Origin of the sequence: Brevibacillus fortis (assembly GCF_003013395.1) — a bacterium.
Lineage (GTDB): Bacteria > Bacillota > Bacilli > Brevibacillales > Brevibacillaceae > Brevibacillus > Brevibacillus fortis.
In genome coordinates this window covers 223,673-246,999 of sequence record NZ_PXZM01000029.1, presented here as the reverse complement: position 1 = coordinate 246,999, position 23,327 = coordinate 223,673, and the positions used below count along the sequence as shown (strand labels likewise).

The window sequence follows — 23,327 nt, the reverse complement described above, 5'->3', positions numbered from 1 at the left end:
ATGAAGGTGCTTTTTCATTCATTTCATGATATTGAAACCATAGTGAAAGAAGTAATGACCGACTTATTAAAAGATACGACGAATCCCTTGGATTTCGATAAAAACTTTGTAGAATTAGGTATCAGCTCGGTATTGTCTGTAGAAATGGTAGAGCTGATCAATGGGAAGCTAGGCATTGACTTGGGGATTGAGGTCGTTTTTGATCATGAGAATACCCAGCAACTAGCCACACACATTATAGAAAAGTATCAGGGAATCGCTCCAACAACAGATCATACCCAGGCCGATAACGGTTCATCGACGATTGCGAGCAAGATCGGTAAAATCATCGCTCAGCTATTGGATACACCAGTAGAAACCTTGAATTTCGATAAAAGTTTCATAGAAATGGGCATTCATTCTGTGCTGGCGGTCGAATTAGTAGAAGCAATTAATACTGACTTGGGGATTAATCTAGGCGTAGAAGTTATTTTTGATTATACAGAGGTGGGTGAGCTGGCTGAATATATCTCTCTGCAATTTGCGGCAGAGATAGTAGCGGATGACAGCCGAATCATTCAGACTGTTTCAGCAAACGAAGGGAATCTATCGGATGATACAGTCAAAGAAATTCGCCACTCCGATATCGCGATCATCGGAATATCTGGCAGGTTTGCTGGCTCGGATTCAGTGGAAGAGTTTTGGGAGCATCTTGCATCTGGCAACAGTTGTATCGAGGAAATAACGCGCAGTGGTTGGGAAGAAGATCAATATTACGGCGGCCTTCTCAAGGACATTGATCAATTTGATGCATCCTTTTTCAATATTTCGCCTGATGAAGCAAAAAGTATGGACCCTCAACAACGGTTGTTCCTGCAAGAATCCTATAAAGCTTTTGAAGATAGCGGATACGCTGTTGAACAGTTATCTGGGAGAAAAGTAGGTGTGTTTGTGGGGGGACGCAATTCAGACTACAAAGAGAAATCTTTGTTGGCCGAAGGTGTCTCTTCACATACGATGCTAGGCAATGAAATGTCGATGCTAGGGGCGAGACTCTCCTACTTTTTCAATCTCAAGGGACCAAGTCTTGCTGTAGATACAGCATGTTCCTCTGCTTTGGTAGCCATTCATTTAGCCTGCGACAGTCTTCGTAGGGGAGAAACCGAAATGGCTCTTGCAGGCGGAGTGGCGATTCACAGCTCCCCTGATTTTTTTGTGATGTCCTCGAAAATGGGCGTGGTGTCACCTGATGGGACATGCAACACCTTTGACAATCATGCAAATGGCATGGTGTTTGGAGAAGGCGTTGGAGCGGTCGTACTGAAGCCAGTTGCCCAAGCAATGGAGGATGGCGACCATATTTATGCTGTCATCAAGGGCTCGACCGTGAATCAGACAGGAAAATCAAATGGTATTACAGCACCTAGCATGCTTGCCCAAAAAGAATTGATTGTGGATGCCTATGAAAATGCAGGGGTTGATCCTGAGACGATCAGTTATATCGAAACGCATGGGACAGGAACGCAATTGGGTGACCCTATTGAAGTGAAGGCATTGATTGAAGCATTTCGTTCGTTTACGGATAAAACGGAATTTTGCGCGATTGGATCGCATAAGCCCAACATCGGTCATACCACGATGGCATCGGGACTGGCGAGTCTGTTTAAAGTTGTCATGGCGATGAAATATAAGAAGATTGCTCCTACGATCAGCGTCAAGGAAGTCAATAAGCATATCAAATTGAACGAAAGTCCCTTTTTCATCAACACCGAGCTAAGAGAATGGAATACCAGTGATGCAACTCCGCGAAGAGCAGGTGTGAGCGCTTTAGGATCGAACGGAACCAATAGTCATCTGGTACTGGAAGAGGCGCCAAAGGTACAACCGATATCAAGCACTCAGCAAGCAGGAGCTTATTACTTGTTCCCTTTCTCAGCCAAGAGCGAGTCAGCTCTCAAGCGAAAAGTGAACGAAATGTCCCATTGGTTAGCAAAAGAAGCGGGACGTTTTCACGAACAAGATATTTCCTATACCTTGTTCACAGGGAGAAGTCATTTTTCGCACCGTTGCATGTTTATTGCCAAGGACGTAGATGAATTGCGGCAAAAAATCGCGGAAGTAAAAGAAACAGGAACAACTGCTGATTATTTTGTCTATTATGAAACGGATTCTGTGAAGCTAGAAAAGAGCTTAAAAGAGTTCGGGGAAAAGTTAATTGCAGAAGTAGCAGAGAACAGTTCGCTAACCACCAACGTAAGTAAAGAAAAGCTGTCCACGCTTGCCGATCTATTTGTAAAAGGATACAAGCTGGATTGGAGCTCCTTATATCAAAACGGCAGATACACCCGAGTGCCTTTGCCAGCCTATCCATTTAGAGGGGAACGCTATTGGCTGCCCCAAACAAAGAGACAGGATCGCTTGCACAATACCCACCCCGAGTTGTGGAAGGAGATGGACGAGCTTCTCTGCAAACTGTTATGGGGGCAAATGCAGTCCATCGGTTGGTTTACTGACAAAAATGTGAATGTCGCTGACCTCAAGGCAAAAACAGGCTTACTTCACCGTTATGAAAAATGGATGGAAGAAAGTATTGCGATGTTCACTCGTCATGGCTATCTCGATGGTTATGATGGAGAGCAATGCTTGGTGGTTGATCCGACCTTTATTGAGGTAGAACCTGTATGGGAGGAATGGAATCGGCGTAAGGTGGCATGGCGAGAAGATGCCAATCTGGAAGCTCGGATAAGATTGCTGGAAGCCACGATGAAATCCCTGCCGCATATTGTAACAGGCAAGCGACTTGCTACGGATGTCATGTTTCCAGGCTCTTCTATGGAACTGGTACAAAATATTTATAAAAACAACCCAGTTGCAGATCACTACAATGAAGTGCTCGCGCAAACAGTCGCAACCTACGTGGAAGAACGGGTGAAAAAAGATCCTTCTGCAAGAATTCGCATCATAGAGATTGGTGCGGGGACAGGAGGAACAAGCACTTTTGTTTTTGAAAAGCTGAAGCCTTATCAGAAGTGTATCGAAGAATATTGCTATACCGACATTTCCAAAGCATTTTTGATGTATGCACAAAAGGAATATGGACCGCACGTTCCGTATCTGACCTATCAGATTTTTAATGTGGAAGCGCCTTTTGCTGAGCAAAGAGTTCGAGAGGGGTATTACGATCTGGTGATTGCGGCTAATGTGTTGCATGCCACCAAAGATATTCGTAAAACCTTGCGCCATACCAAAGCTGTTTTGCGAGAAAACGGTTTGGTGCTTTTAAATGAGATTAGCAGTAATTCCTTGTTCCTTCATCTGACCTTTGGTCTCTTGGAGGGCTGGTGGCTGTCTGAAGATACGGATGTACGTATTCCAGGTTCTCCTGCCTTAACTCCGGCATTGTGGCAAACAGTGCTGGAAAAAGAAGGATTTCACACGATCTCTTTTCCAGCTCGTGAAGCTCATGATCTGGGACAACAGATTGTCATTGGAAAAAGCGATGGCGTCCTTCACCCTGCAAAACCCAAATACATTCCAAGCCAGTCTGTTGTGACCGAGCAGACGGTGACGGATTATGTGAAGGATACGATTATTGAAAAGCTGGTCACCGCATTGGAAGTAGATGTCGATTCGATCGATGTGGATGACGCGTTCAGAGATTATGGATTGGATTCCATTCTTGGCGTTAGATTGGTTCAAGAGATCAATCAAGCATTGATGATTGAAATTGAGACGACGATTCTTTTTGATTACAGCTCGGTAAATCAACTTGCAAGCTATATTTTGTCTGAGTACAAAGAGGTCATTGCTCAAGCGTTAGGGCAGAAGAGCAGTCTATCCGAGCAGAGTGAAGATTCCGTCTCTGCTATTCAGACTGAGCCATTCATTCAAGAAGCTCCTATGCTTTCAGAGGAAAAAGTGAGCGTGTCAGAAAAAGCTTCGTTCTCCACTGAACCCATTGCGATTATTGGAATGAGCGGTACCTTTTCCTCATCGAACAACGCTGATGACTTATGGGATCACTTAGTGAACGGCTCGGATTTACTTAAGAAAGTGACACGTTGGGATTTATCAGAGTACGGTCTGGACGAGGCAGATGGTTATCAATATGGCGGGCTTGTAGAGAATATTGACTTGTTTGATCCGCTTTTTTTCAACATCTCCGGTCTGGAAGCTGACTATATGGATCCGCAGCAACGATTCTTTTTAGAGGAATCCTGGAAGGCGTTGGAGGATGCTGGCTATGCGGGTCTAGGCGTGCAAGGAATCCAATGTGGTGTTTACGCAGGATGTGCCAAAGGAGATTACGATCGTCTCGTGGGAGAGAATCCTCCTGCCCAAGCATTCTGGGGAAATATGGAGTCCATTGTGCCTGCTCGGGTTGCTTATCATCTGGACTTGCAAGGACCTGCCGTCACGATTGATACGGCTTGCTCCAGTTCCTTGGTAGCGATTCATATGGCGTGCCAAGCCTTGCGGACAGGTGAGGTCGACATGGCATTGGCAGGTGGTGTCTTCATTCAATCTACGCCGGGCTTCTATTTGTCTGCCAAGCGAGCGGGGATGCTGTCACCGACAGGACGTTGCCATACGTTTGATGAACGGGCCGATGGCTTTGCTACGGGGGAAGGCGCTGGTGTCGTTGTACTGAAACGACTCTCGGAAGCTATCGCGTGCGGTGACCATATTTATGGTGTCATTCGAGGCTCGGGAATCAATCAGGATGGTACGACGAATGGGATTACTGCGCCGAGTGCGAAATCTCAGGAACGCTTGGAACGCAATGTCTACGATATATATGACATCAATCCTGCCCAAATTACGATGGTCGAGGCTCATGGAACAGGGACCAAACTAGGGGATCCGATTGAGTATCAAGCGCTGACTCGCGCTTTTCGAGCCTATACGGATAAAAAAGAATTTTGTGCGATTGGATCGATCAAGACGAATATTGGTCATACGCAGATCGCAGCAGGCGTTGCAGGGGTCATCAAAATCCTTTTGTCATTAAAACACAAACAAATAGCGCCATCCCTACATTTTGAGGAAGGGAACGCCAACATTAAGTTTGCAGACAGCCCGTTTTATGTGAATACAAGCATGAAGGAATGGTCAGTGGAGCCGCAAGCCAAACGTTGTGCGGCGATCAGTTCCTTTGGAGCTAGCGGTACAAATGCGCATATGGTCATCGAAGAGGCACCACAGGTAGAGCGGAGTCATGCGAAAAAGCCGGGCTATTTGCTTGTGCTGTCGGCTCGCACTTTTGAACAGTTACGTCAGCAGGTTGCCCAATTGCTTTCGTTTTGTGAAAAAGCACCGGAGACGGATTGTGGAAATATCAGCTATACGCTGTTAGTAGGCAGAAAGCATTTCCATCACCGCTTCTCTTGCATTGTTCAGAATAAAGCCGAGCTCGTTCAGCTTTTGAAAAAGTGGCTGGAAACAGGAAAAGCATCGCAGGCTTTTGTTTCCGAGTTAAATGAAAAGGACCATCGTGAGCAAACCGCACTGAAACGTTACGGAAATCAAAGCATCGAGAATCTGCATGTGACGAGTCAGGCGAGTGAATATTTGGAACAGTTGTCTGTGATCGCGGAATTGTTTGTGCAGGGATATGGATTAGATTATGACAAGCTGTTTGCGAACGATCAGTATTCTCGTATTTCACTTCCCACGTATCCTTTTGCCAAGGAACGCCATTGGGTACTTGAGAGTGAAACAAATGCAAGGGTAATGGCAAATGCCACCACAGCGTCCGTGATCCATCCCATGCTGCATCAAAACACTTCTACTTTTTCCGAGCAACGGTTTAGCTCCACTTTCACGGGAAAAGAGTTTTTCTTGGCAGATCACGTAGTCAAAGGGCAGCGGGTGTTGCCGGGAGTTGCCTATCTTGAGATGGCAAGAACCGCGATGGAGCACGCTGTAGGAGAGAACGTCCACGGGGATACGGCGATAAAATTACAGAATGTCGTATGGGCTCGTCCGATTGTTGTAGGCGATCAGCCTGTTCAGGTACATACGGGTCTCGTACTCGAAGAAGATGGTGAGGTATCTTACCAAATCTATAGCGAGACAGAGAGCAGTGATGCCGAGATCGTGGTACACAGTCAAGGAAATGCTGTGCTTTCTCCACTTTCGGAGTTGCAAATGCTTGATTTGCCCGTTTTACAGGAGCAGTGCAGCGAGCAGGTGATTTCATCCGAGGAATTTTATGAGTTCTTCAAAGCGATCCAGATTGATTATGGATTCGGACATAAAGGAATAGATAAAGTATATGTCGGGTCTGGACAAGTCTTGGCAAAGCTTGTTCTACCGTTATCGGTCAAAGGCTCAGAGGATCAGTATGTCTTGCATCCAAGTCTGATGGATTCAGCTTTGCAGGCATCTGTGGAGTTGACGCTCTCTTCCCGCGACGTGATGTCGTCGGATAGTATAGCAAAACGCAAGCCAGTGATGCCTTTTGCCCTGGAGGAGATGGAAATCATCAGTCCGTGTACCTCTGAGATGTGGGCATACGTTCGTTACAGCGAGGGCAGCCAGGCAGGGGATAAGGTAGAAAAATACGATATGGATCTATGCGACGACACAGGAACGATTTGTGTACGGATGAAGGGATTCACATCTCGTGTACTGGAAAGAGAGATTCAAACAGATCGTACCGCAACGAATGCGCCAGTCGAGACCTCCAGCGAATCGCTGATTGGAACCATGCTGCTCAGCCCTGTATGGGAAGAGGTTGTGATGGACCGTGGTTTGGCAACTCCACTTGCAAACGATCATATTTTGCTTGTTTGTGCAGATGACGAGAACCGAAGCCTTGTTCAACAACGCTATCCTGGGGCATCTGTTATGGAGATTACGCCGGCAGAAAGTATTGATGATATAGCAAGTAAGCTGGAGCTGTTTGGTTCGATCGATCATATCATCTGGATTGCGCCATGGATTGATTTGGAATACCTTGCAGAAGAGGCACTCATCATCGAGCAGGAGCGCGGTGTATTTCATGTGTTTCGCTTGCTAAAAGCCCTGCTCAAGCTGGGCTACGATACCAAGGAAGTAGGATGGAGTCTCGTAACCTTCCAGACCCAGCCGATTCATCAAAACGATGCGGTCAACCCTATTCATGCCAGTCTTTACGGATTAGTCGGTTCGATGGCAAAAGAATACGCAAACTGGCGTATCCGACTTGTTGATCTGGAAGCTGGTCGTGCTTGGCCAATGGAGGAGGTTTTCACACTTCCGGCAGATGTCGAGGGGAATGCATCGGTTTATCGCGGAGGGAAATGGTATCGTCAGGAATTAATTCCATTGCGTCATCCGCAATGGGAGCAGGCTTCCTATAGACAGGGTGGAGTCTATGTTGTGATTGGTGGCGCTGGCGGTATTGGCGAAGTCTGGAGCGAATACATGATCAGCACGTATCAAGCGCAAATCATTTGGATAGGTCGCAGAGAAAAGGATACAGCGATTCAAGCCAAAGTGGATCGACTTTCTAAGCTCGGACCTGCTCCTGTCTATATTGCGGCAGATGCGACGAATCGCAAGTCCTTGTATTTTGCCTATGAAGAGATCAAAAAGCGGTATAAACAAGTGAACGGAGTCATTCATTCCGCGATTGTCCTGCTAGATAAAAGTCTCGCGAATATGGATGAAGAGCGCTTCCGTGCCGGGCTTTCGGCAAAGGTAGATGTCAGCGTGCGGATTGCGCAAGTATTTGATCGGGAGCCGTTGGATTTTGTCATGTTCTTCTCATCGATCAACTCATTTACCAAGTCGCCGGGACAGAGCAATTATGCATCAGGTTGTACGTTTAAAGATATATTCGCGCATCAACTTTCGTTACATAGCCTCAGTGCTGTGAAGGTTATGAATTGGGGATACTGGGCGAACGTAGGAATTGTTGCTTCCAAGGATTATCAGGAGAGGATGGCACAGGCAGGATTAGGTTCCATTGAACCTCGCGAAGCGATGGTGGCTTTGGAAAACCTGCTTGCTGGACCGATGAATCAAGTCGCGTTGGTGAAAACAACGAAATCACAGGCCATGCTCAAGGTAAATCCGGATAAATCGATTCACATCTATCCAGAAAAACTGGTATCACAAATCGAAAGTGTAAAGAATGATATGCCCAAACTAGAGTTTTCGTCACAACGCAGACAATCTGAAATGGAGGCTTATAAATGAATACGATGGATAAGCTTCTCAGTGAACTACTCTATGGTCAATTACAGTCTATCGGGCTGTTTACGGTAAAAAGACAGACGATAGCAGAGTTAAAAGGCAAACTGCATGACAGGTATGGCAAATGGCTGGAAGAAAGTATAGCCGTTCTCGTACAAAACCATTACCTTGCATGCGATGGAGATTTCCTCATCGCAAACGATACCACCCCTATCGATCTCGATACAGCATGGAAAAAATGGGAGGAAGAAAAACGAGTATGGCTCAGTGACCCTAACAGAAAAGCTCAGGTGATTCTAGTAGAGGCAACCATGCGTGTACTGCCCGATATTCTAATGGGAAAGATTCCAGCTACTGAGATCATGTTCCCGAATTCCTCGATGGAATTGGTAGAAGGGATTTATAAACACAACGAGGTTGCGGATTACTTTAACGAAGTGCTCGCCAATACCATTGTTACCTATGTGAAGCAGCGTACGAAGCAAGATGCTTCTGCACGGATTCGAATTTTGGAAATCGGGGCAGGTACAGGTGGAACCAGTGCGATCGTACTGCCAAGGCTACAATCTTTTCAGAAGCATATCGAGGAATATTGTTATACGGATATCTCGCAAGCCTTTTTACTCCACGCCGAAAAAGAATATGGAGCCGAAAATCCATATCTCACGTATCGGATTTTTAACGTGGAAAAGCCTGTTGAGAATCAGGGGATCGCTGCGGGCGCCTATGATTTGGTGATTGCAACAAATGTACTGCATGCTACTAAAAATATTAGCCAAACCTTGCTCCACGCCAAAACAGCTTTACAGAAAAATGGCTTGCTTCTTCTGAATGAGTTGACCAGCAATACCTTGTTTGCTCACTTGACATTTGGCTTGCTGGATGGCTGGTGGCGCTATGATGATCCAGAATGGCGTATTCCCGGCTGCCCTTTGTTAACGGTTGAAACATGGCAAAAGGTGTTGAAAAAGGCGGGATACCAATCTGTTTTCTTACCAGCAGAAGAGCACTTGGATTTATGCCAACAGATTATTGTTGCAGAGAGCGATGGGGTTATTCGTCGCAGCAGCCAACAGAAGCAGTCGGCGGTTACCGTTGCCTATTCGCCTGTAAAAAAGCAAGCCTCAAAGTTGAAGGCGATGCCACTCAAAAAACGCACAACACCAGCGAAAAAGACAGGCAAAGTTATTGAGGCATTGCTTCGGGAAAAAAGTACGGCTTATATAAAAAGGCTAATTGGCGAAACGCTTAGAATACCGACCCATCAAATTAAATCATCTGCCTCATTAGAGCAATATGGGATTGATTCTATTCTGGTTGTGCAATTGACCAATTCGCTTCGCAAAGATTTTGCAAATATGAGCAGTACAATATTTTTCGAATATCAAACAATTGATGCTTTGGTAGAGTATCTCATAGAGACGCAAAAGGAAGCATTGATCAAGGTAATAGGATTAGAAGTACAGGAAGCAGTTGACGAAGCATACCAGAATGAGATAGAGAATGAAGAAATGACCGTCTCTACTTCATCGGAGTACACCGATCTTCCTGTGAGAAAAGCGCGACGCTTTTTATCCGTTCGCGAACAAGAAAGCAAGGAATCCATTTCGGCTTCATCTGTGGTTCGGGATGTGGCGATCATCGGTCTTTCCGGGCGTTATCCCCAAGCGAAAAATGTGGATGAATTCTGGAATCGTTTAAAAGAGGGGAAAAATTGCATTTCTGAAATCCCTCCGGATCGCTGGGATTGGAAGAACTATTTTGACGAGGAAAAAGGCAAACAGGATTCTATTTATACAAAATGGGGCGGATTTATCGATGATATTGATAAATTCGATCCCTTATTTTTTCAAATCTCTCCAAAAGAAGCCGAGGAGATGGACCCGCAAGAACGGTTATTTTTACAAGAAGCATATGCAAGTATCGAGGACGCTGGATATACGCCTACAACTCTGTGTGAAAGCAGAAAAGTAGGCGTTTTTGTCGGTGTGATGAATGGCCATTATTCGACGGGAGCCACTTATTGGTCGATCGCGAATCGACTCTCTTATCTATTAAACTTTCAAGGTCCAAGCGTGGCGGTGGATACCGCTTGCTCCGCTTCTTTAACAGCGATTCATTTAGCCTTGGAAAGCTTGTACAGCGGTACAAGCGAGTGTGCAATCGCAGGGGGAGTCAATCTCATTGTCGATCCCATCCACTATATGAAATTGTCAGCCTTGACGATGCTCTCTCCTACGAATCAATGCAAGTCTTTCGGCGATCAAGCGGACGGCTTTGTGGATGGAGAGGGAGTAGGCGCTATCGTCTTGAAGCCTTTGGATAAGGCGATAGCCGATGGTGACCATATTTACGGAGTCATCAAAGGAAGTATGATGAATACCGGTGGGAAAACGAATGGCTATACCGTCCCTAATCCGCAGGCGCAGGCGCAGTTAGTGGCGGATGCCTTACAACGTGCCAAGGTACATGCAAGAACGGTTAGTTATCTGGAAGCACACGGAACAGGGACGGAGCTTGGAGACCCGATCGAGGTGGCTGGACTTACTCGCGCCTTTGAAAAAGACACACAGGACAAACAGTTTTGCGCATTGGGATCGGCCAAGTCCAATATCGGACATTGTGAGAGTGCGGCAGGAATTGCTGGCGTAACGAAAATATTATTGCAGCTGAAGCACTCGCAATTAGTACCTTCCTTACATTCGCGCACACTAAATCCCAATATTGATTTCAGCAAGACTCCGTTTGTGGTTCAGCAAGAGTTGGCGGAATGGAAACGGCCGATCGTTGAGATCAATGGCACACCAAATGAATATCCACGAATTGCAGGGATTTCCTCGTTTGGTGCAGGTGGAAGCAATGCCCATGTGATTATTGAAGAATATATTCCTGAAGTCAAACAGCAATCTAGTTTGAAGATCACACCTCAGAACCCAGCTATTATTGTTTTGTCAGCAAAGAATGCGGAGAGGTTATATGAGAAAGCACAGCAGTTGTTAGCTTTTATCCAGGAACACTCCTTATCTGATGCGAGCTTAGCCGATGTAGCGTACACGCTACAGGTAGGACGTGTAGCCATGGAAGAGCGTCTGGCTGTCCTGGCAGGCTCTGTGAAGGAGCTGGAACAAAAGTTAACAGCCTATGTAGAAGGGCAAGAGCATATTGCTGATTTGTACCTTGGTCAGGTAAACCGAAATCAGGAAATGCTGGATATTTTGACGTCCGATGATGAATTAGAAGAAACGATAGCGAGATGGATGGAACGCGGTAAATACAGCAAGCTTCTCGACCTGTGGGTGAAGGGCTTACATATCGATTGGAACAAGCTTTATCAAGAAGCGCAACCTAGCCGTATCAGTTTGCCGACGTATCCATTTGCCAAGGAATCTTATTGGATCGAAGCCAAGTCTGCTAGCATCAGCGTAGGGGTGGGGTCGATTCATCCTTTCTTGCACCAAAATACATCCGATTTCATGGAGCAGCGGTTTAGCTCCACCTTTACGGGACAGGAGTTTTTCCTGCGTGACCATGTCATCAAGGGACAACGAGTCTTGCCAAGTGCGGCTTATGTGGAGATGGCACGGGCAGCGATAAAGCTGGCGACGGGAGTCATGGATTCTGGGCAAGAATTCGAAGGGCTTCGTTTCAAAAATGTGGTCTGGACTCAACCTTTGGTTGTTGGGTCAGAGCCTGTTCAGACACATATTGAGCTCTATCCTGAGGCTAATGGTGAGATTGTTTACGAAATTTACAGCGATAGCATGCAAGACCAGAATCAAGCGACGGAAATTGTACACAGCCAGGGAAGTGCCGTGTTGTGTTCCATTCAAGATATTCCAGCTTTTGATCTCACCTCCGTGCAGGAACAGTGCAACGTAAGCACACTCAGCGCTGAACAATGCTACGATGTTTTCAAAAAGATGGGTGTCGACTATGGGCTTGCACATCGTGGGATTGAGCAAATTTTGATCGGTCAAGGTCAGGTGTTGGCGAAGCTGTCTCTGCCTTCTTCCGTGGTGAAGACCCAAGAACAGTTTGAACTGCATCCGAGCTTGCTCGACGCAGCTTTACAATCCTCAATAGGCTTGATGATGGAAACTGGAGATTTTGGGCTGATCCTTCCCTTTGCACTTGAGGAATTGGAGATCGTAGGCGCATGCTCCGCTTCCATGTGGGCACTCATTCGTTACAGTGAGGGCAGTAAAGCTGGAGAGAAAGTGGAGAAATTTGATATCGACTTGTGCGACGAGAACGGGAATGTCCGTGTGCGGATGAAGGGCTTTTCTACGCGCAAGATCGCAGGCGAATCTGTTGGATTAGGAGTTGGAGCGTCAAAGGTCGCCGATACTTTTATCCAGCCATCCGCTGATAAGGCGGCAGTCGGGGAACAACGATTCGATACGGAAAATGCAACCTATTACTTTAAAAAGCTGCTTTCCTCCGTCATCAAATTGCCAGCAAATAGAATGGAAGCAGACGCCTCGTTGGAAAAATACGGTGTTGATTCCATTGTGGCTATGCAGATGACCAAGGAGCTGGAAAAGGTATTTGGATCGTTACCAAAGACGCTATTTTTTGAATACCAAACGATAAAAGAACTGACTGGATATTTCCTTGAAAACTATCGTGAAAAGCTGATGAGCATCCTGGGGATGGGGGAAAATGCGGAAGCCCCCCTCACGCAAGAGCCAGAAGCAACGATTGTGGACGAGAGGACAGCCCAGACAGAGCGTAGGAACAAAAAACGCAAGTCTCAACGTTTCGCGTCACTGCGCATGGAGACCCAACGAGAAAAAGGCGCGTTGGACATTGCTATTATTGGTGTTTCTGGACGCTATCCGCAAGCGCGGAATATACATGACTTTTGGAAAAATTTGCGCGACGGCAAGGATTGTATTACCGAAATTCCAAAAGACCGTTGGGACCACAGTCAGTACTTTGATGAAGCGAAGGATAAGGTCGGTAAATCGTATTCCAAATGGGGCGGGTTCATAGAAGGTGTCGATCAATTTGATCCGCTGTTCTTCCATATTTCCCCACGGGAAGCAGAGCTGATGGACCCACAGGAGCGGTTATTTTTACAGTGTGTCTATGAAACGATAGAGGATGCAGGGTATACGCGCGATTCTCTTGGCAGGCACGAAGGCTTGGGAGGCAATGTAGGTGTTTATGTAGGTGTCATGTACGAGGAATACCAGCTCTATGCGTCCGCTGAACAGGCTTTGGGCAGAGAGCTTACGATTGCAGGAAGTCCGGCTTCCATTGCTAACCGCGTCTCCTATTTTTGCAATTTCCACGGTCCGAGCATGGCGGTCGATACCATGTGTTCTTCTTCGTTGACGGGGATTCATTTAGCGTGTCACAGCTTGCAGCGCGGTGAATGTGAGGTTGCAATCGCAGGTGGGGTGAATGTTTCTATTCATCCAAACAAATATCTGTATTTGTCGCAGGGCAAGTTCGCCTCCAGTAAAGGAAGATGCGAAAGCTTTGGGGAAGGCGGCGACGGATATGTACCTGGCGAAGGAGTCGGAGCGGTATTGCTCAAACCTTTGGCAAGAGCAATCGCTGATGGAGACCACATCTATGGTGTGATCAAAGGAAGCGCCATTAATCATGGTGGAAAAACGAACGGTTATACGGTTCCGAATCCTCAAGCGCAATCAAGAGTGATTCGCAGGGCTTTTGAAGAGGCAGGAGTTCACCCGAGAACGGTCAGCTATATAGAGGCGCACGGTACAGGGACTTCCTTGGGAGACCCTATTGAAATTGCTGGATTGACGAAGACTTTTCAGGAATACACGAAGGAGAATCAGTTCTGCGCGATTGGTTCGGCCAAGTCAAATATCGGGCATGGTGAGAGTGCGGCAGGGATTGCAGGGTTGACCAAAATTTTGCTGCAAATGAAATATAAGCGGTTAGTTCCGTCCCTTCATTCTCACACACTTAATCCGAACGTTGATTTCAGCAAGACTCCATTTGTGGTGCAGCAAGAGCTGGCGGAATGGAAGCGACCCGTGATTGAAATCAACGGAGTATCGAGAGAACATGCAAGGATTGCGGGGTTATCCTCCTTTGGTGCGGGAGGGGCAAATGCTCATCTCGTGATTGAAGAATACATCGAAGAGGGACACCGCCAACAAATCAGCATCTCAGAAAAAAATCCAGCTGTCATCGTATTGTCAGCGAAGAATAAAGACCGTCTTCGGGAGCAGGTGCAGCGGTTGTCGTCTGCTATTAGGGAGCAAATGCTTTCGGATAACGATCTAACAGAGATTGCCTACACGCTCCAAGTAGGACGTGAAGCGATGGAAGAGCGGTTCGCTGTGATCGTTAAGTCGATCTCTGAGCTTGAAGCGAAGTTAACGAATTATTTGGAAGATGAGGATGATATCCAAGACCTGTTCACGGGTCAGGTAAAGCGGAATAAAGAAACGATGGATGTTTTCGCCGCAGATGAGGATTTGCAGCAGGCAATCGATACATGGATCACCAAAGGGAAATACGCAAAGATCTTGCAGATGTGGGTACAGGGACTGATTTTTAACTGGAACAAACTCTACGGAGATACGAAGCCTCGTCGAATCAGTTTACCTGCATATCCTTTTACAAGAGAACGCTATTGGCTGCCAAAGATGGAGTCTCAAGCAATTGGTCTTATCGCAGCAGGAGCGCTGGCTACCGTTCATCCCTTGCTTCATCAAAATACGTCTACACTTTCGGAACAACGGCATAGCTCGACGTTTACAGGGCAGGAGTTTTTCCTTAGAGATCATGTCGTGAAGGGGCAAAAGGTCTTGCCAGGGGTAGCTTATCTGGAGATGGCACGAGTGGCTGTGGATTTGGCAGCAGGTGTCCTGCCTGATAACCAGACGGCGATTCAGCTTAAAAATATCGTGTGGGCGAAACCGGTTATCGTGGAAGAGGCACCGATCCAAGTACACACGGGACTATACCCGGAAGAGAATGGTGAAATCGCTTTTGAAATTTACAGCCAGTCAAGAGAAGCTCAGGAAAGTCTGGTAGTACATAGCCAGGGAAGAGCAGTACTACTATCCGCTATGGAAGCGCCAATGCTTGACCTTTCTGCTATTCAAGCACAGTGCACAGCGAGTAGTTATAGCGCTAGCCAATGCTACGAAACGTTTCATGCGATTGGACTGGAATACGGTCCTTCACACCAAGGGATTGAGAAGTTGTTTGTCGGGTCAGACCAAGTGCTGGCGAAGCTCTCCTTGCCTTCGTCTGTTACGGATACAGCAGGAAAATTTGTACTCCATCCGAGTATCATGGACGCTGCCTTACAGGCATCACTTGGTTTCATAATGGGTGCTTCCGACCTTCAGCCTTCTCTGCCTTTTACTTTAGAACAATTGAACATATACAGTGATTCTACAACGGCTGTATGGGCGTTGGTTCGATACAGTACCGACAATGCAGCTACGCAAAAAGTGCAGAAGCTCGACATTGATTTATGTGATGAGCAGGGTGAAATTTGCGTAAGCATGAAGGGATTCACAACAAGGGTGCTCGAAGGTGAAAAATCTGCCGGAGTTGTACAAGGCAGCAAAGGTACAGGGGAATCAGGCAAAATCACGAGTACGCTGATGCTTCAGCCTGTTTGGATAGAACAAGCCACTCCTAGGGAAACCAAAGCTCCTGAATATGAGCAACATGTGGTGATGCTCTGCGAACCAGGGAAGATTTCCTTGGAAAGCAGTCAATCTGAGATAAACGGTGTGAGATTCCTTGTGTTGTACTCCGATCAGCAAGGGATAGCGGAACGATTCCAAGCGTATGCTGCTCAGGTGTTTGAAGAAATAAAAGTCCTTCTTCAAGCAAAACCAAAGGGGAAGGTGCTGATTCAAATCGTTGCACCTCTCCGAGCGGAACAACGGCTGTTCGCTGGAATAGCTGGTCTCTTGAAAACGGCACAGATCGAAAACCCGAAAGTAATCGGACAGCTGATCGAAATCGATTCCATAGAAGACTCAGAGGGATTGGTAGAGAAGCTGAAAGCAAACAGCCTTTGCCCAACAGACAGGCAGATTCGCTATCAGTCAGGGAAGAGATATATTGCTGGATGGAGTGAGGTTGCAGCTCCACAGCATGAAGCAAGCATGCCGTGGAAAGACAATGGGATTTATTTGATCACGGGTGGAGCAGGTGGCTTGGGACTTATTTTTGCCGAAGACATGGCTGAGAAAGCCCATGGCATCACCTTAATTCTGACGGGACGCTCTGCGCTTAGTGAAGCGAAGCAAGCAAAGCTTCGTAAGCTTACAGACAACGGGGCAAGAATCGAATATCGCCAAGTGGATGTAACGCAGAAACAGGCTGTGGAGGATTTGATCCATAGTATTCAAACAGAGTTTGGCGATCTTCACGGCATCATTCACAGCGCGGGCGTGACTCGCGACAACTTTATTCTGAGGAAAACCCAAGAAGAGGTACAAGCAGTGCTCGCGCCAAAGGTTGCGGGACTCGTTCATTTAGACGAAGCGACGAAGGGACTTAATCTGGATTTCTTTGTGCTCTTTTCTTCGGCGGCAGGAAGCTTGGGGAATATGGGCCAAGCAGATTATGCGACTGCCAATGCCTTTATGGATAACTACTCGGCTTACCGCAACGAACAGATCGCGCTAGGCGAACGGCAGGGGCAGACCCTCTCCATCAATTGGCCTTTGTGGAAAGAGGGCGGAATGCAGGTAGACGAAGAGACAGAAAAGAGATTGTGGGACGATCTTGGCATGGTTGCCATGCAGACGCCTTCGGGTATCAACTGCTTGTATCGGGGGTTAGCTTCTGGACTAGATCACTTGATGGTAATGGAAGGCGATCTTGTACGGATGAAGCAACAGCTGATGGGTGCCTCTGTGCCCTCCTTGACACCACCAGCTCATTCGAACAGCTTGCAAAGCGAGGTTCAAGCGTCTTTGCTGAAAATGTTCGCTGATTTACTCAAGGTTGATAGAGAGGATATTGATATCCGCGCCGAGCTCCATGAGTACGGCTTTGACCAGATTAAGCTGACCGAATTTACAAACAAGCTGAATCAAGCCTATGAGCTGGAACTTACTCCGACTGAACTGGTAGAGTACCCGACGCTTTTTGCTGTCTCGCAATACTTGATAGATGCCTACCAGGATAGATTGAAACAACAGTTCCAACCAGCAGAGAGCGCAAGTACCTCTGCAAAAACAGAGAAAGCACAGCCCGTTTCCGTTGCGCAACAAGATGGGCTTCGGGCAAAAGTAAGGGAGTTTCTGAAAAAGGAAATTTCTGGTGTCATCAAGCTGCCAGCTTATAAAATCGATGAGGATGCTCCGCTTGAGAAATACGGGATCGACTCGGTCATGGCGATGCAATTGACCAATCAATTGGAGAAAGCATTCGGTTCGCTGTCGAAAACGTTATTCTACGAATACCAAAACATAGAGGAGTTGACAGGCTATCTTTTGGCGCATCATCGAGACAAAATCATCGGAATCATGGGAGCTGGGAAAACGGCAGAGACAAGTGCAGTGGAGAATGTTGCTAACGAACCCGCTACTGCTGACTCCATAACAGAGCATCGCCGTCGTTTCTCACGGTTTGTTACGCGTGAGCAGGCAAATAAACAAACAGCAGCTGACCGAGACATTGCCATTATTGGTATTTCTGGTCGCTATCCGCATGCTTCCAATGTACAAGAGTTCTGGAACAATTTGCGGGATGGCAAGGATTGCATTACAGAAATTCCGCAAGAGCGCTGGGATCACAGCTTGTATTTTGACGAGGCTCGGAACAGTCAAGGAAAAGCATACAGCAAATGGGGAGGCTTCATAGACGGTGTCGATCAATTTGATCCGCTGTTCTTCCAGATTTCTCCGCGGGAAGCGGAAATGATGGACCCTCAAGAGCGTCTTTTCCTGGAAACGGTGTGGAATCTACTTGAGGAAGCAGGATACACACGAGAAGTATTACAACGTCAATATGATAATAGGGTCGGTGTCTATGTAGGGGCAATGTATCAGCCGTATCACGCATTTGATACAGATATGGAAAAGGGTTCTATCATTTCCCTCTCTTCCTACCATTCGATTGCCAACCGAGTCTCTTACTTCTTTAATCTGCAAGGTCCTAGCATGGCGATTGATACAGCGTGCTCTTCATCTGCCATTGCCATTTATCATGCCTGCGAAAGCTTGATTAAGGGAGAAAGCTCGCTTGCTATCGCTGGTGGTGTGAATGTTTCCATCCATCCTAAGAAATACCTAGGCTTAAGTCAGGCCCAAATGATTGGAAGCCACGCGGACAGCAGAAGCTTTGGAGATGGAGACGGATATTTACCAGCAGAAGGTGTAGGCGCTGTATTATTAAAGCCTTTAGCCAAAGCGATTGAAGATGGAGATTCCATCTTAGCCGTCATCAAATCAGCCGCGACCAATCATGGCGGACGTACCAATGGATTTTCCGTGCCGAATCCGAATGCACAAGCGCAATTGATGGACGAAAATTTTGCTAGAGCGGGTATTGATCCTCGGACGGTCAGTTATGTGGAAGCCGCCGCAAATGGTTCGCTGTTGGGAGATCCGATTGAGTTGAAGGCGTTAACGAATGCTTTTTCGAAGCAGACGGATGATGTTCAGTTTTGTGCGATTGGGTCGGTGAAATCGAATATCGGTCACGCCGAGGCAGCTTCTGGTATTTCTCAGCTGACAAAGGTGATCTTGCAGCTACAGCATCAGGAATTGGTTCCATCGATAAAAGCGGAGCCATTGAACCCGCATCTAGATTTTGTAGAAACGCCTTTTTATCTGCAAAAAGATCGACAAAAGTGGAGTCGACCAGTGGTGAGAATCAATGGAGAAGAACGAGAGGTTCCACGCCGTGCTGCGATTAGCTCGTTTGGAGCAGGCGGGTCTAATGCTCATTTGATTCTGGAAGAATATATGCCGGCGCAGACTGAGATGAAATCCATTTCTTCTGCCACTTCACCCCAGATCGTGGTTTTCTCGGCCAAAAATGCTGAGCGATTGCGTGCCGTTGCCGAGCAGATGCTTGCATTTGCCAAGCAGCAAGCGTTTGCCTTAGCGGATTTTGCCTATACGCTTCAAGTGAAACGAGAAGCCATGGAATGCAGGTTGGCTATGGTAGTTCGTGATCGAGAAGAACTGATTCATGGATTACAGGCGTATTTGGAAGCGCTCGAACAAGGCAGCGAACCAAATACATGGATGCCTATTTATACAGGAGACCTCGAAGAAGACCAGGCAGGAGTGAGAAATCTTCTTGCAGGTAAGGTAGGAGATACCGTGTTGCAGGTTCTTTTAGCAGAAAACAATCTGGAAAAGCTTGCCCTTCATTGGACGCAAGGAGGTAAAATTCCTTGGGAATCCTTGCATGCACAAGAGCGTCGCATGATATCTCTGCCTACCTATCCTTTTGCCAGAGACCGCTATTGGCTCTCCAGCTCCGAGGGTCAGGAGGAGCAGCTTGGAACTGAATCGATCCGTCAACCTATGGAAAAAGAGACGTTAGCGATTGATATTAACCCTGACAGCCCAACAGAGGAAAATATTCAGCGGGATATGGCGCAATTTCTCTCACGGGAATTACACCTTTCTGAAGGGCAAATCAAGATTAACAAATATTTCTTGGACTATGGCATGGATTCGATCATGGTTACCAAGCTGATTCGTCATTTAGAGCAGCGCTGGAACATCAAAATCAGAGGGCGGGAAGTGCTGGAGAACCCGACGATGAAGTCCTTGGCTCATCTGCTTGCCTTAAAAATAAAAGAGTTGAGTCAGAAAGAGATCGCTTCCACTACAGATGTAGAAACAACGTCTCAGGCTAGCGGTGAACGGACGGAAAATCTCGCAGTCGATATGTTGCAAAAATTCAAAGAAGGCCAGCTAAGTTTAGAAGAGATCGAACAGTTAATCGACAAAGGAGGGATTATATGATGCGACGGGAAATTCTCATGGCTTACAAAGAAGGTAAGCTGTCTGCTGAGGAAGTCCAAGAGAAGCTTCTGGAGCTGGAAAACCCATCGTTTACAAGTCCTCTGTCCGTCGGGCAGCAAGGATTGTGGATGTTGCAAAAAATGTCTCCTACCATGAGTGCTTATAATGTTCCGTTATGCTTTTGCATCCGCCAGAAATGGGACGTAGCATTATTTAAACAGGCTTGCCAACTTGTACGAAAACAGCATCCGATTTTACAGAGTTCGATTATGGAAGAGCAAGGTGTTCCTTATCTGCTTCATCGCCTGGAGCAATCGCTTGCCATTGAGCAAGATGACATCTCGCACCTAACGTCTCAGGATGTTTTGCCGTATCTCAGGAAAAAAGTAAAAGAACCCTTTTCATTGGAAAAGGGTTCTTTGCTTCGCATTCATCTATTGTCACGCGCAGAAGAAGAGCATTTTGTCCTGATTACGATTCATCACATGATATTTGACGGACATTCCTCGTTGCTATTACTACAAGCATTCGTCCATACATATATCGAGCTGGTTGAAGGAAAACAGCCAAACGTAACACCAAATTCAACCGTTTACGCTGACTTCGTAAAGTGGGAACAGGACATGATGGCGAGTGTGGAAGGTGGGGAACATCGTTCTTACTGGCTGGAGCAATTGTCAGGGACGCTGCCACAGCTGGAGCTTCCTGCCGATCGTCCACGTTCTTCTGCACCAAGCTTTGAGGGGCAGGTTTTTACGCACGTATTTTCACGAGAATTGAGTCAAGAGGTGAAGAAGCTCTCCAAGCATTACCGCATGAACCCATCAGTTCTCTTGTTAGGGATATTTAAAGCCTTATTGTATCGCTATACAGCTCAAACAGATGTGATTGTCGGCATGCCGACGATGGGACGTCCAGAAGAAAGATTCGATTCTCTGATCGGTTATTTTGTCAATATGATCCCCATCCGCAGCCAGGTAACAGGGGAAAAGCCCTTCTCCCAGTTCATTCGAGAATTGCAGCTTACACTGATTGACGGCATGGATCATGCGGTCTACCCTTTTCCAGCGATGGTTCGAGAAGCAAACATTCCTCGACTGCATGGAAATTCACCCGTATTCGACATCATCTTTACGTACCAAAATTTTCTGCAATCACAAAACTTGCAGCGACTTTATGATGAATGCCAAAACAAGCTGCCCATCGAATTGATTGATGGTATTCATCAAGAGGGTGAGTATGAATTTGAGTTAGAGGTGTTTGAGCAGGAAGCCGAGTTTGTATTGAATCTGAAATACAATCCACATGTATTTGATCAAGCGACGATACAGCGGATGGCAGAGCACTATCAGAATATCGCAAACGAAGTCATCCAAAATCCTGAGATCGCTTTGGATGAGATACCACTTATTTCTGTGGAAGAACGTAACATGCTGCTCGTGGAGTGGAATGCGACTGAAGCGGCATACCCACAGGCTTTATGCATCCATGATTTGTTCGAAAAGCGAGTCCAACAAACGCCAGATGCCGTGGCTGTTGTTTATGAAAATCAATCGTTGACCTACCGTGAATTGGATGCGCAGATTACCAAGCTGGCGATCTATTTGCAGGCCAAGGGAGCAGGTCCAGAAGCTACAGTTGGGATTTGTGTCGAACGCTCTTTGGAAATGGTCATAGGCATTTTAGGCATTCTAAAAGCTGGGGCAGCTTATGTTCCATTAGACCCAACCTATTCCACAGAGCGGTTGGTATACATGGTGGAAGACAGCAAGACCACTTTGGTGCTTACCCACGCTAGCCTTTTGGACAAGTTAACTTCCTTCACAGGAGAAAATACGAAATGCCTCGTGTTAGACAGGGATTGGGAAGAAGTTGAGCAGACAGCCCAGCTACAGAAAACGCTCAACAGGGAAGTAAACCCAACCAATCTAGCTTATGTAATTTATACATCAGGAAGCACAGGGAAACCCAAAGGGGTTATGGTGAGTCATGAAAGTATCATCAATACCCTATTTTTCCTGGAATCCCGTTATCCCGTTATGGAGAACGACGTTTATCTGCTGAAAACTAACTATGTGTTTGACGTTTCTTTGTCCGAGCTGTTTGGTTGGTTCATTGGCAGAGGACATCTGGTCATTCTTCCGCCACATGGGGAAAAATTGCCGGAGATGTTAGCCGAATACATCGTGAAGCATCGCGTGACGCATGTCAATTTTGTTCCAGCGATGCTTAATGTTTTCGTAAACGGCGTTGTGGAGAATAAGCCATTCCTACAGCATTGCCCGCTAAAATATGTGATGGTTGCGGGTGAGGCCTTTCCAAAAGAGTTGGTGAAAAAGACGGTTGCCACTTTTCAAAAGGCAAAGATTGAAAATATTTACGGACCAACAGAAGCCTCCATTTATGCAGCATGGTTCTCCTGCTCTGAAAATGAACTGGTCAGTAGCAATACACCGATTGGTAGACCTGTCGCAAATACGCAGCTCTACATTGTTGATCGCCATATGAATCCGGTTCCAGTAGGTGTTCCAGGAGAGCTTTGTATAGCGGGGAAAGGCTTAGCTCGCGGTTATTTGAATCGCCCAGAGCTAACCGCAGAGAAGTTTGTGGATAACCCATTTACACCGGGAACCAAGTTGTATAAAACAGGTGATTTAACACGTTGGCTGCCTGATGGAACGATTGAGTATTTAGGACGAATCGATCATCAAGTGAAAATTCGGGGTTTTCGAATTGAATTGGGTGAGATCGAGAGCCAATTAAGTGCTCATCCACAGATCCAAAGCGTTGTCGTGTTGGTGAAAGAAGAGGGAGATCATAAACGGTTAGTTGCTTATTATGTTCCGAAAGCAGGTGCCAACCATGAACGGCTTGAGCCATCAAAATTACGGGATTATTTGAGAAAGAATCTGCCAGAGTATATGCTCCCGGCATTTTTTATTTCCATGGATAAAATCCCGTTAACGGCTAATGGAAAAGTGGATCGCACAGAGCTACTGAATCAAAAGCTTATGGTAACACAGGCAAAGAAACAGAGTCTGCCGCAATCTGATATTGAACAGCGGACGTTAAAGATTTGGCAGGATGTCCTGAATGTAGAGGGGATCAGCACAGAAGATGGCTTTTTCGATGTAGGTGGAGACTCGATTCTAGCTACCATGGTTGTTGCCAAAATGACGGAAGAGTTTCATTGCGATCTTAATGTGACCACTCTCT

The 23,327-nt window shown here is 46.5% G+C and carries 3 protein-coding genes (1 of these 3 cut by a window edge); all 3 read left to right on the top strand.

Annotated elements, in window-relative coordinates; all coding sequences use genetic code 11:
- Tightly spaced (each overlapping or abutting the next), the 3 genes in view from C7R93_RS18355 to C7R93_RS18345 form a layout consistent with a single transcriptional unit that may run on beyond the window.
- Nucleotides 1-8,166, top strand: a complete 8,166-nt coding sequence (locus C7R93_RS18355; protein WP_106840170.1) for an SDR family NAD(P)-dependent oxidoreductase — start codon at nucleotides 1-3, stop codon at nucleotides 8,164-8,166.
- Nucleotides 8,163-20,111 (top strand): SDR family NAD(P)-dependent oxidoreductase, encoded by an 11,949-nt coding sequence (locus C7R93_RS18350; RefSeq protein ID WP_106840169.1) that lies wholly within the window; start codon nucleotides 8,163-8,165, stop codon nucleotides 20,109-20,111. The genes C7R93_RS18355 and C7R93_RS18350 overlap by 4 nt, the downstream gene beginning before the upstream one ends.
- Nucleotides 20,108-23,327, top strand: partial view of a non-ribosomal peptide synthetase gene (locus tag C7R93_RS18345; RefSeq protein ID WP_106840168.1) — the 5' end (the start) only. Its footprint extends 18,293 nt past the window's final position; the window shows 3,220 of its 21,513 coding nt (coding positions 1-3,220); it begins with the start codon at nucleotides 20,108-20,110; its stop codon lies off the right edge, out of view. Before C7R93_RS18350 ends, C7R93_RS18345 begins: the two co-directional genes overlap by 4 nt.

Excerpts from the sequence above, each read along its gene's own strand:
- C7R93_RS18350 (WP_106840169.1), top strand. The coding sequence starts at position 8,163 with ATGAATACGATGGATAAGCTTCTCAGTGAACTACTCTATGGTCAATTA.
- C7R93_RS18355 (WP_106840170.1), top strand. The coding sequence starts at position 1 with ATGAAGGTGCTTTTTCATTCATTTCATGATATTGAAACCATAGTGAAA.